The following is a 10228-nucleotide window of genomic DNA, read 5'->3' as shown; positions in this document are numbered from 1 at the left end:
AACGGGAACGGGAACGGCAACGGCAACGGGAACGGCAACGGGAACGGGAACGGGAACGGCAACGGCAACGGGAACGGCAACGGCAACGGGAACGGCAACGGGAACGGGAACGGCAACGGCAACGGGAACGGGAACGGCAACGGGAACGGGAACGGCAACGGGAACGGGAACGGCAACGGGAACGGCAACGGAAACTAAGGTCTGACAGGGAAAGAATGTTGCGGACCGCGTCTTTGGCCGGGTGGCATGTTCGTGCCGCCCGGCCATGGGCGCGTGTCTGCGGGCGGGTGGTACGGGCTGTTGTGCGCGGCCCGGCACGGTGAAGCGGTGTGTGGTGTGAGCCTTCGGTGCGGTGTTGCGTGCGCCGAATGGGGGCAGGGGTGGTGGGCCTGGGCGCTTCTCGTTGAGACTGGCAAGAGATGGTCATATGTGAAGCACCCCGAAGGGGTTGAGGCGGGGAGGTTCCGCGTCATCCTGGCTTGTGGCGAAGCACATTTCGAAGGTCTGAGGTTGACCTTCCGTCAACCCCTAGGCCCTTGAGGTGGGCGGATTGATTAGGGAGTGATGTGGACTGTCGAAGAGCGGTTCCGCTGGGTCTGACTGATCAAGTCGCCACAGGAAAGTTGAAGCCCAGCCAGCCGCTGGCGGGGTTTCAGCGTGGGGTGACGGCAATAGGTGACGGCAACGTCAGCGGACAGAGGTGTCCGAGGCGACGACTCGTCGCCGTCGGCCGCTACCGCTGGGCGTGCCCTCGGCTGTCTGTGAGTGCGGTGCCGAGGGTGTTGATGGCGTCTTGCTGGAGGTGGAGCCTCACATGCGCGTAGATGGTGGCGGTGACGCCGCGCCCCGTGCGGCTGCCGCCGAGTTCGCCGACCTCAGCGATAACGAGCTGCTGACACGGGAAGCCGAGCTGGAGCAGCGGCGGGTCACGGTCCGCGACGAGCGTCAGCGGCTCTTCAGCGAGCGCCGGAATTCAAAACGAGAGAAAAGCCGACGCGGCCTGTTCCTGCCGCCTCTCCATGACGACGACGCCGACTCGGACGCGTTGCCGCGCGAGAGGCCGGATGCCGCACTTGCCAAGTCGAAGAAGCGACGGCAGCAGCGCCCCTGACCGTGAGTCAGGCAGCTCGGTCAGCGGATTCCAAAACTGACGATCATCGTTGACACCTGGGTCTCTGATCACTACGGAGATCCTCATGTCGAAGTCCACTCCCACCACCCCGCCGCTTGACCGTGAGGCCAAGCGGCGCCTGGCGGTGATACGCCACGTCGAAGAGGACACGGAAACGTCGCCATGTCTTGCCGCTACTTCGGGATCAGCCGGCAGGCGTACTACAGCTGGTACTGCCGCTACCAGGCCGAGGGCGTCGAGGGCGTGCGCACCCGTTCCAAGGCGCCGAAGACGTCCCCGAACGCGACTCATGTCGAGGTGGTCGGGAAGACCATCTATCTCCGGCAGAACTACCACTTCGGCCCGGAGGAGATCGCGGCGGGCGGTCAGCGTGCTGGATCCAGGCAACTGGTATGGGGCCGCAGGAAGACGCGGCTCGTTCCTACTTGTCGTGCAGACGGTACTCCGAGGCCTCCTCACGGACACGTCCGGCCTCCAGCGTACGGTGTCCGGATGACGTCAGGCGAACCTCCCTGACCACAGGGAAGGTTGGAAAAGGCTCAGCGTCGAGAATTTTCCAGAAATCAGTTTACCGGGTCTATTTCGTGGACCATCTGCGATATAGCGACCTCTGAGATATAATGTTTGATTATGGCGAATGCTAGCCGATATGGAGTCGTTCCTGCCGACGTCGGTCCTCATCGGGCAGCGACGTCGTCATGATCTGGGAAATACTGGTCCTGGGCTTCGTACTCAGTCTCGACAATTTCCGGGTATCGATCGCGCTCGGCACCGTCCCATTTGGTCTGAAGCGTGCGGTGCAGGTCGCGCTGACGTTTGGGCTGTGGGACGCGATTATGCCCCTGGTCGGGCTGTTGATCGGTCGCCAGATCGGTGAGTCCGTCGGGGACGTCGCCGATTTGGTGGGCGCGGCCGCGCTCGGCGGGTACGGTCTTTACCTCGTCTTCTCGGCCCTGGGGAACCCCGAGCCGGACGAGTTGGACCACCCGTGGGCGCTGTTCGGCATCCCGTTGACGCTGAGCCTGGACAACCTGTTCGCTGGGGCGAGCCTGGGGATCGTTGGCCTCTCGCCGTGGTTCTCTGCCGCCGTCTTCGGCCTCATGACGGCGGCGTTGTCGCTGGTCGGGCTGCGGCTCGGGCGGGCTGCAGCGCGCCTCGTCCGGATCCGCTCGGACCTGCTGAGCGGGGTCACGTTGATCATCGCCGCTGCGGTGCTGCCGTTGTGGTCTGGCGGTTAGTCCGCTCCACCCGGGAGGTGGGTCGGCCGGCGAGCCCGGTGCGGGCGCGGTATCAGCGGAAGATCGTCGGGTCGCGAGTCGGCGTTGGCGGCCTCGACCGCCCGGGCGACCAGGTCGTGGTCGGGCGACAGGTGGCAGACCGGGTCGGTGCGGGCGGCGTCACCGGTGAGCAGGAACGCCTGGCAGCGGCACCCGCCGTAGTCCAACTCCCGCCGGGGGCAGCTCCGGCAGGGCTCCGGCATCCAGTCCGTCCCCCGGAACGCGGTCATCACCGGCGACTCCGCCCAGATCCGCTCTAGCGGGTCTTCCCGCACGCTGGCCCGCGGCAACGGCAGGGACTGGGCGGCCGGGCAGGGCAGGACGTCGCCGTTCGGCGTCACGGTCAGCTGCCGGGAGGCCCAGCCGCCCATGCAGGGCTTCGGGTAGCGGCTGTAGTAGTCGGGGATGACGTAGACGACGTCCATGCGTTCGCGCAACCGCTCGCGGGTGGCCCGCACGACGACCTCGGCCGCCTTGAGCTGGGCCCGGGTCGGCAGCAGCGCGTCACGGTTTCGCCAGGCCCAGCCGTAGTACTGGGTGTTGGCCAGCTCCACCCGGTCGGCGCCCACCTTTTCAGCCAGCTCGAGCACGTCGGCGACGCGGTCGATGTTGTGCCGGTGCAGCACCACGTTCATGGTGAGTGGCCAGCCCAGCTCCTTGACCAGGCCCATCGCCTCGATCTTGCGCTGGAAGGACGGGATCCCAGCGATCCGGTCGGACAGGGCCGCCTCGTGGGCCTGGATGCTGATCTGCACGTGGTCCAGGCCTGCTGCCCGCAGCCGCTCGGCCCTCGGACGCGAGAGCCCGAGGGCGCTGGTCACGAGGTTGGTGTAGAGGCCCAGGCCGTGGGCGCCAGCCACGATCTCCACCAGGTCGCGCCGCAGCAGCGGTTCCCCGCCCGACAGGTGGCACTGCAGAACCCCCAGGTCGCTTGCCTCGGCCAGCACCCGCAGCCACTCGTCGGTGGCCAACTCGTCCTGGTAGTCGCCCATGTTCAGCGGGTTGGAGCAGTATGAGCAGGCCAGCGGGCAGCGGTAGGTGAGCTCGGCGAGCAGCCCGAACGGGCTATCCATCGGTGAGCTCCACCCAGCGCCGGGCGACGAGCTGGGTGAGGAACTGCCGCACCTCGTCGTCGGGGACGGTCTGGTAGCGGCTGCCCAGCTCGGTCACGATCTCGGCCACGGTGCGCCGCCCGTCGCACAGTTCGAGGATGGCCGCGCTGCTGTCGTTCAGAACCACCACCGTCTCGGGGTGCAGCAGGATCGGACGCTGCCTGGTCCGGCAGAAGTCCAACCGGACATGGCGCGCCAACCGGGGCCGGTCCGAGCCGGACACCTCGACGCCGTGCCGGGTCCTAGTGCTGGTCTGGGTCGTTCCAGTACGGGTCGGGTCCATGATGGTCACTCCGGGTAGGCCTGGTCGATGGCGTCCAGCAGGCTCCACAGGACGTCGCACTTGAACGACAGCGCGTCGACGGCGCGCGCCTGGGACTCGGCGGAGCGGCAGTACGCGGTGACCACCTCGAGTGCGTGCTCGCAGTCGCGGGGAGCCTGCTCAAGGCGGGCGCGGAAGTAAGCGAGGCCCTCGGGGTCGATCCACGGGTACCACCGCTCGAACCCGGCCAGCCGCGCCGCCATCAGGTCGGGGGCGAACAGCTCGGTGAGCGAGGACGCGACCGCTTCCACCCACGGGCGGTTCCGGGCGAAGTTCACGTAGGCATCGACGGCGAACCGCACGCCGGGTACCAGGTGCCGGTGGTCCCGGACCTCCTCGCGGGTCAGCCCGACGGCCTCGCCGAGGCGCAGCCACGCCTCGATGCCGCCCTCGCCGGCGGCGGTGCCGTCATGGTCGACGATCCGTCGGATCCAACGGCGGCGGACCTCAAGGTCGGGGCAGTTGGCGAGGATCGCGGCGTCCTTGCGGGGGATGTTCTCCTGGTAGTAGAAGCGGTTGGCCACCCAGCCCCGTATCTGCTCGCGGCTCAGCTGGCCGGCGTTCATCCGGACGTGGAACGGGTGCTGGTCGTGGTACCGCCGCGAGTGGGCCCGCAACGCCTCGACGAAGCCGTCGGTGCCGGTTCTCGTGATGGTTGTCGTCATGGCCCTACACCTGGACCTCGAGGCCGTCCATGGCCACCTCCATGCCCTTCTCGTCCAAGATGCGCCGCTCAGGCGCGTCCTCCAGGAGGATGGGGTTGGTGTTGTTCATGTGCACGAAGATCGTCCGTCCCACGCGCAGCGACGGGAGCTGCGCCAGGCTGCCGTCCTGGCCCTCGATGGGCAGGTGGCCCATCTCCCGGGACGTTCTGCCGGCCAGGCCCAGCCGTACGAGTTCGTCGTCGCGCCAGCAGGTCCCGTCGATCAGCAGGCATTCGCTGTCCTCGATCTCCACGCGCAGCGCCGGCGTCAGCGATTGCACCCCTGGCAGGTACACCAGCGTGCCCCCGCTGCGCTCGTCGGTCAGCCGGTAGCCCACGACGCGGCCGTGTTCCAGCCCGGCTTCGAAGCGAGCGCGCTTGCTGCTGGGAACGTCGAACGCCCGGCAGGACAGCCCGTCGGCCAAGGCGAGTTCGTCGCCCGGGATCACTGCTCGCCACTCGACCGGACAGTAGCGCTCGAGCGTGCTCAGAATCCCCGAGCCGTCGGCACTCAGGGTCTTGCGCACCGCCGGCGTGGCGTACAGCCGCAGGGCGCGGGCCTCCCGCAACAGAAGCAGGCCCAGCGTGTGGTCCAGCTCGGCGTCGGTGAGCAGCACCGCCTCCAGCGGCGTCGTCCGGTCGTCGTGCGGGTGCAGGCCGGGGAAGGCCTCGATCTGTGTGCGGACGTCGGGCGAGGCGTTGATGAGGAACCACCGGCGGCGGTCAGCGCTGACCGCGACCGACGACTGGGTGCGCGCGAGGCCGGCCCGGGAGCGAACCGCGGCACACACCGGGCAGGTGCAGTTCCACTGCGGGGACCCGCCCCCCGCCGCCGAGCCCAGGACTCGCAGCAACACGTCGGCACTCCGTTCATCGACGATCCGGGCCGTCGCCAACCCGGCGGTCCGTGGCCGTCCCCAGGCGTCGGAGGGCGCCGGACCAGGTCCGGCGCCGCCCCACGTCCGCTAGTCCTCCCACCGACCGAGGTACATGGTCACCTCGGCCGCGACTGCGATCTCGACAAACTCGGGCGTCTCCCACACAGCCAGCTGATACTCCATGGGTTCACCTCCTCTCTGCCCGGGTCACGGCAGGCTCCGGTCACGCGCTACGACGATTCCGGGAGGGCGAAGACGATCAGAGCGCTACCGTGCCCCGCGCCGAGCATGCCGGGGAGGAATCCCTCAGCCCACGCGCCCCAACCGACCGGCACTGCGATGTACTGCCTGCCGTCGACCATGTAGGTCGTCGGGCTGCTGTGGTGGCCGCTTCCGCACTGGAACTGCCACAGCAGTTCCCCAGTGCGGGCGTCGAGCGCGTTGAACTCCCCAGAGGGTTCACCGGCGAACACCAGGTCACCGCCGGTGGCCAGCGTCGAGGCGCACATCGGGAGTTCGTTGCGCCAGCGCCACTTCTCCTCGCCGTTCGCGTCGAAGGCGCTGATGGACCCCGCCATGTCCTCGATGTCCACCTGAACGCCCGCGCCCCAGTACGGAATGCTCTCCTTGAACTCCCGGCGCCGCCGGGTGGCCGTCGCGCCGGTGTCCTGGACCGGGACGTAGAAGAGCCCGGTCTTCGGGCTGTAGGCCGCATGGGTCCATTCCTTGGCGCCGGCCGGACCCGGGTAGAAGTGGACCGGTTCTCCCTCCTTGTCCGGGTACACCTTGGCCGTCACCTGGCCGTCCCTCGTGATCGCCCCCCACGAGATGCGGTCCACGAAGGGGGTGATCCCGACCCTCGCGCCGTTCGTGCGGTCAAGGACGAAGAAGTAGCCGTTCTTGTCGAAGTGCCCGAGCAGTTTGCGCCCGTCCTGCTCGAACAGGATGCACTCGGCGATGCTGTCGTAGTCCCAAACGTCGTGCGGAGTGCACTGGTAGTGCCAGCGGATCTGACCGCTGTCCACGTCGACGGCGATGATGCTGTCGGTGAAGAGGTTGTCGCCCTCGCGGACGCCGCCGTCGAAGTCGGGTGCCGGGTTACCGGTCCCGACGTACAGCAGGTTCGTCTCCGGGTCAAAGGTGCCGGTGACCCAGCAGTTCGCCCCACCCCGTGCCCAGGCCTCGCTGTCGGCTGGCCAGGTCTCCGAGCCGGGCTCCCCGGGCTTTGGCACCGTGTAGCACCGCCACTGGTGCTCGCCGGTCTCGAGGTCGAATGCGTCGAGGTGACCGCGTACGCCGAACTCGCCGCCGGAGCTCCCGACGATGAGCTTGTTCTTCACGACCAGCGGTGCGAGCGTGGCGCTCTCCCCGGCCCGGACGTCTCCGTAGGTCTGGTCCCAGACCCGCTTGCCGGTGGTGGCGTCGAGCGCGAGCACACGAGCATTCGCCGTGACGAAGAAGACCTTCCCCTGAGCCACGGCGACCCCACGGTTCACGTTTCCGCAGCACAAGGACACGTCGAAGGGGACCGCATGCTTGTACCGCCAGATCTCCACGCCCGTCTTCGCGTCCAGGGCCCAGACCCAGCCGTCCCAGCCGGAGAGGAACATGACCCCGTCGACGACGATCGGGGCGGCCTCGAACGAGTAGGTCGACGCCCCCGCGATCAGGCCGGTCGTGCCGGCCTGGAAGACCCATGCGGGGCCGATGCGCTTGACGTTCTCCGTGTTGACCTGATCCAGCGGGCTGTACCGCTGCCCGTTGTAGGCGCCGTAGTAGGTGAGCCAGTTCTGGGGTTCCTCACGGGCATTGAGTATGCGCTCGTAGTCGACGCCGGCCACTACAGGCGGCGCGACGTCCCCGCCCGCTACCTTGCCGCTCAGGCGGCCCTGATCGACAGCCTCACCCGCGTCCACGTAGGCGACGGTCATTTTCTTTACCTCCTGCTTCTTCTTACGGCCGCGGCTGTTCGGGACGGTCGAGGCGAGCCTCCGGCGGAGCATCCCCCAGGACAACGATGGCCCCGGTCAGCCCCCGGCCCTCGTCATTGCCCGTAGGCGAGCCGAACCAGTAGTAGCCCGGACCGTCGAGGTTGAGGGTCGCCCGACCTCGCGAATGGTTTACCAACCAGATGAACTTGCGGTCGCCATTGCTCGGCAGGAGCGCGCAGTGCGTGTTCAGGTCGTCATTGACGAGCTCGAGGTCGATATCGCCTCCATGGGGCATGACCAGAATGTCGGGATCCCAGGTCAGCTCATCCGGGTGGATGCGAATGGTGGCCTGCATGCGGCCATCCGATTTCTCGGTGGCCTGCCCAATGCGTCCGGTGCCCAGCACTTGACCCAGCGTTGCCTTGTTCTGTGCGGCCAACCCGATCTGGTCCAGCAGGTCGGATCGCTCCTGAGCGGTCGTCATCGGGCTTCACTCTCCTCATCCCGAATTGCTGTCCACCTCGCATCGGCTGCGTTGACGGCGGCGCATAGCGGTCGCTTGCGCACCTCTGCTCGGCGAAAATGTTCTCCGAATTGACCTCGAAATTCTTTTGCGTTGCCCGCTGCCCCCTGCAACCGGTGGCCAAAGAGTGGCGACACGCCGGAATGAATCACACCGAAAAGGGGGGAAATTGGTGGTCAAAAAACACGCTACGCCCGACAAGGCTGAGCGCCACTTCGGGCCAGCTCATGCCGTTCGTCCGCGATCAGCCGCCGTTCGCACCCGATGTGCCACCGTTAGCCCGGGTCGTTCACGTCAGTCTGGGCTGATCGGCCTGTAGAAGCACGGAAGTGCCTGTCCTGCTTGGGATTCTTGGGCTGTTCGAACTTTGATCGGCACCTACAAGGGTGTGCCGACTCATGCGCCGGGGCGGGTGTTCACCGATCTCGCGGTGGCAGTAGAGCCCACCCCGAGTGCCCCCGCGGCGGCCGTCAGCCGGACCACCATGCTGGCCTTCTCGGCGTTGGGGAACACGGACGTGCTCGCGACGAGCCGCCGGATGTCACGGCCCGACATCGGGTTGGCGATGACGCCGACCGTGGCGTCGGCCACCAGCCGGTGGCGGCTCACCCGCCAGCCGTGGGCGTGCTGCTCACCCATCGCCCTCCCTGCCCGCCGCCGTCGCGCGTGCCGTCTCCGGGATACGCGTTTCCGCAGCCGCTGACAAGGGTCACCATCGTCATCTGACAAGACCCGCCTGATTCCTCCCGGCTTGACGTATGCCGATATAGGAATATGATCGCGCCATGGCACGAGCAGCGACGACGTCGGACGTCTTCAACGCGATCGCCGAGCCGCAGCGCCGGGAGCTCCTGGTGCTGCTGCGGGCGGGAGAGCGGCCGGTGACCGAGTTGGCCCAGGAGCTGGGGATGACCCAGCCGGGGGCGTCCAAACACCTGCGGGTGCTCCGGGAGGTCGGACTGGTGCGGGACCGCAAGGCAGGCAAGCAACGCCTGTACGGCCTTGACGCCCGCGGGCTGCGACCGGTTCACGAGTGGACCGGCGGGTTCGAGCGGTTCTGGAACGAGAGCTTCGACCGGCTGGACGCGTACGTGCAGGACCTCAAGCAGGCAAGGCAGGAGGAGTAGCTAATGAGCGCGACGGGACGAGGAGCGCCGGCGCAGTCCGGGACGGCCGACCGCGAGATCGTGATCTCCCGGGTCATCGACGCCCCACGGGAGCTGGTGTTCGAGGCGTTCACCGAGGTGCGGCACCTGTCGCGGTGGTGGGGACCGGAGGGGTTCACCACCACCACGCGGGCGTTCGAGTTCCGCGTCGGCGGGGAGTGGGACTTCGTGATGCACGGACCGGACGGGACGGACTACCAGGAGTGGATCTCCTGGACCGAGATCGCCCCGCCGGAGCGGATCGCGCTGCTCCACGGTGAGTCCCGCGGCGACCCGAACACCTTCGAGTCGGTCCTCACGTTCGCGCCCGACGGCGCGGAGACCCGGATCGAGATGCGCACGGTGTTCCCCACCAAGGAGCTGCGCGACGAGGCGGTCGAGAAGTACCACGCGATCGAGGGCGGCCAGCAGACCCTGAGCAACCTGGCTGCCTACGTCACCGAGATCGTTCGAAAGGGAGCGGAGGGCTGATGGCCGGGAAGGTGTTCTTCAGCGTGTCGATGTCGCTGGACGGGTTCATCGCGCCCGAGTCCGTGCCCGTTGAGGGCTTCTTCGCGCCCGAGAAGCAGGACGACCCGCAGGTCCAGCGCTGGATGGCGCAGTGGATGGAACTGCAGCAGTGGATCTTCCCGCAGCGGTTCTTCCGGGAGAACCTGAAGCTCGGCGAGGGCGGCGAGGAAGGGCGCGACAACGACATCGTGCGGGAGACGTTCGAGCGCACCGGCGCGAGCGTGATGGGCAAGCGCATGTTCGACCTCGGCCAGCAGGCGTGGCCGGAGGAGGCGCCGTTCCACACGCCGGTGTTCGTCGTGACGCACGAGAAGCGTGACCCCTGGGAGCGGCCGGGCGGGACCACCTTCCACTTCGTCAACGACGGCATCGAGCCCGCGCTCGACCAGGCCCGCGAGGCCGCCGGCGACCGGGACGTCCGCATCGCGGGCGGCGGCGCAACGATCCTGGAGTACGTGAACGCCGGCCTGATCGACGAGTTCTCGATCGCGCTCTCACCCGTGCTGTTCGGCTCCGGAATCCGCCTGTTCGAGGGCGTGGACGCGGGCCGCGTGGCCCTGGAGCAGGTCCGCGCGGAGCCGACGCAGCGGGTGACCCACCTGACCTACACCGTCCACGAGCGGTAGCCGCACGGCGTACACGAAGGAGCACCCACGCGGTTGGTGACGCGGATA

At 67.8% G+C, this 10228-nt stretch carries 14 protein-coding genes and 1 pseudogene; 7 read left to right on the top strand and 8 right to left on the bottom strand.

Annotated features, from left to right (window positions below):
• The 4 genes and pseudogenes from IEY95_RS16055 to IEY95_RS16040 all read left to right on the top strand — a co-directional run.
• Positions 1 to 198: hypothetical protein (locus IEY95_RS16055; protein WP_189186708.1), on the top strand; the 198-nt coding region annotated here is incomplete at its 5' end.
• A 616-nt stretch (positions 199 to 814) separates the two neighbouring features.
• On the top strand, positions 815 to 1111 hold the full coding sequence (locus IEY95_RS16050; protein WP_189186707.1) for a hypothetical protein: 297 nt from the start codon (positions 815 to 817) through the stop codon (positions 1109 to 1111).
• A gap of 85 nt (positions 1112 to 1196) precedes the next feature.
• Positions 1197 to 1489: pseudogene (locus tag IEY95_RS51055) on the top strand (helix-turn-helix domain-containing protein); the annotation flags it as partial.
• 341 nt (positions 1490 to 1830) lie between these two features.
• Positions 1831 to 2370: a manganese efflux pump MntP gene (locus IEY95_RS16040; RefSeq protein ID WP_189186706.1), complete on the top strand. Its 540-nt coding sequence runs from the start codon at positions 1831 to 1833 to the stop codon at positions 2368 to 2370.
• Here IEY95_RS16040 and pqqE read toward each other — a convergent pair.
• The 8 genes from pqqE to IEY95_RS16000 form a co-directional block, all read right to left on the bottom strand.
• Complete coding sequence (gene pqqE, locus IEY95_RS16035) at positions 2367 to 3482, bottom strand: pyrroloquinoline quinone biosynthesis protein PqqE (protein WP_189186705.1); 1116 nt, start codon at positions 3480 to 3482, stop codon at positions 2367 to 2369. The two genes, IEY95_RS16040 and pqqE, sit on opposite strands and share 4 nt — an antisense overlap.
• Positions 3475 to 3804: a pyrroloquinoline quinone biosynthesis peptide chaperone PqqD gene (gene pqqD, locus IEY95_RS16030; RefSeq protein WP_189186704.1), complete on the bottom strand. Its 330-nt coding sequence runs from the start codon at positions 3802 to 3804 to the stop codon at positions 3475 to 3477. Before pqqD ends, pqqE begins: the two co-directional genes overlap by 8 nt.
• Before the next feature lie 5 nt (positions 3805 to 3809).
• Positions 3810 to 4508: a pyrroloquinoline-quinone synthase PqqC gene (pqqC, locus tag IEY95_RS16025; protein WP_189186703.1), complete on the bottom strand. Its 699-nt coding sequence runs from the start codon at positions 4506 to 4508 to the stop codon at positions 3810 to 3812.
• A 4-nt stretch (positions 4509 to 4512) separates the two neighbouring features.
• Positions 4513 to 5403, bottom strand: a complete 891-nt coding sequence (gene pqqB / locus IEY95_RS16020; protein WP_189186702.1) for a pyrroloquinoline quinone biosynthesis protein PqqB — start codon at positions 5401 to 5403, stop codon at positions 4513 to 4515.
• 108 nt (positions 5404 to 5511) lie between these two features.
• Positions 5512 to 5607: a pyrroloquinoline quinone precursor peptide PqqA gene (gene pqqA, locus IEY95_RS16015; protein WP_189186701.1), complete on the bottom strand. Its 96-nt coding sequence runs from the start codon at positions 5605 to 5607 to the stop codon at positions 5512 to 5514.
• Between the two features lie 47 nt (positions 5608 to 5654).
• A complete protein-coding gene (locus IEY95_RS16010) occupies positions 5655 to 7355 on the bottom strand; it encodes a PQQ-dependent dehydrogenase, methanol/ethanol family (RefSeq protein ID WP_189186700.1) in 1701 nt (566 codons plus the stop codon).
• A gap of 22 nt (positions 7356 to 7377) precedes the next feature.
• A complete protein-coding gene (locus IEY95_RS16005) occupies positions 7378 to 7839 on the bottom strand; it encodes an MSMEG_3727 family PQQ-associated protein (RefSeq protein WP_189186699.1) in 462 nt (153 codons plus the stop codon).
• Between the two features lie 435 nt (positions 7840 to 8274).
• Positions 8275 to 8517: a hypothetical protein gene (locus IEY95_RS16000; RefSeq protein WP_229702998.1), complete on the bottom strand. Its 243-nt coding sequence runs from the start codon at positions 8515 to 8517 to the stop codon at positions 8275 to 8277.
• Between the two features lie 146 nt (positions 8518 to 8663).
• Between IEY95_RS16000 and IEY95_RS15995 the strand changes: the two genes are divergently transcribed.
• Genes IEY95_RS15995 through IEY95_RS15985 form a run of 3 tightly spaced genes read left to right on the top strand, consistent with a single transcriptional unit; the run spans position 8664 to position 10180 of the window.
• Positions 8664 to 9005 (top strand): ArsR/SmtB family transcription factor, encoded by a 342-nt coding sequence (locus tag IEY95_RS15995; protein WP_189186698.1) that lies wholly within the window; start codon positions 8664 to 8666, stop codon positions 9003 to 9005.
• Between the two features lie 3 nt (positions 9006 to 9008).
• Positions 9009 to 9515: an SRPBCC family protein gene (locus IEY95_RS15990; protein WP_189186697.1), complete on the top strand. Its 507-nt coding sequence runs from the start codon at positions 9009 to 9011 to the stop codon at positions 9513 to 9515.
• Complete coding sequence (locus tag IEY95_RS15985; protein WP_189186696.1) at positions 9515 to 10180, top strand: dihydrofolate reductase family protein; 666 nt, start codon at positions 9515 to 9517, stop codon at positions 10178 to 10180. Before IEY95_RS15990 ends, IEY95_RS15985 begins: the two co-directional genes overlap by 1 nt.
• Positions 10181 to 10228: the final 48 nt, after the last annotated feature.

This window comes from Streptomyces albiflavescens (genome assembly GCF_014645835.1).
GTDB lineage: Bacteria > Actinomycetota > Actinomycetes > Streptomycetales > Streptomycetaceae > Streptomyces > Streptomyces albiflavescens.
This window is presented reverse-complemented; position numbering and strand designations above follow the sequence as displayed.

What these genes read in the sequence shown, in the direction of transcription:
- pqqA (WP_189186701.1), bottom strand. Translation starts at nt 5,607, where the DNA reads ATGGAGTATCAGCTGGCTGTGTGGGAGACGCCCGAGTTTGTCGAGATC.
- IEY95_RS16000 (WP_229702998.1), bottom strand. Translation starts at nt 8,517, where the DNA reads ATGGGTGAGCAGCACGCCCACGGCTGGCGGGTGAGCCGCCACCGGCTG.
- IEY95_RS16050 (WP_189186707.1), top strand. Translation starts at nt 815, where the DNA reads ATGCGCGTAGATGGTGGCGGTGACGCCGCGCCCCGTGCGGCTGCCGCC.
- IEY95_RS16005 (WP_189186699.1), bottom strand. Translation starts at nt 7,839, where the DNA reads ATGACGACCGCTCAGGAGCGATCCGACCTGCTGGACCAGATCGGGTTG.
- pqqD (WP_189186704.1), bottom strand. Translation starts at nt 3,804, where the DNA reads ATGGACCCGACCCGTACTGGAACGACCCAGACCAGCACTAGGACCCGG.
- pqqC (WP_189186703.1), bottom strand. Translation starts at nt 4,508, where the DNA reads ATGACGACAACCATCACGAGAACCGGCACCGACGGCTTCGTCGAGGCG.
- pqqE (WP_189186705.1), bottom strand. Translation starts at nt 3,482, where the DNA reads ATGGATAGCCCGTTCGGGCTGCTCGCCGAGCTCACCTACCGCTGCCCG.
- IEY95_RS16040 (WP_189186706.1), top strand. Translation starts at nt 1,831, where the DNA reads ATGATCTGGGAAATACTGGTCCTGGGCTTCGTACTCAGTCTCGACAAT.
- IEY95_RS16010 (WP_189186700.1), bottom strand. Translation starts at nt 7,355, where the DNA reads ATGACCGTCGCCTACGTGGACGCGGGTGAGGCTGTCGATCAGGGCCGC.
- IEY95_RS15995 (WP_189186698.1), top strand. Translation starts at nt 8,664, where the DNA reads ATGGCACGAGCAGCGACGACGTCGGACGTCTTCAACGCGATCGCCGAG.
- IEY95_RS15985 (WP_189186696.1), top strand. Translation starts at nt 9,515, where the DNA reads ATGGCCGGGAAGGTGTTCTTCAGCGTGTCGATGTCGCTGGACGGGTTC.
- IEY95_RS15990 (WP_189186697.1), top strand. Translation starts at nt 9,009, where the DNA reads ATGAGCGCGACGGGACGAGGAGCGCCGGCGCAGTCCGGGACGGCCGAC.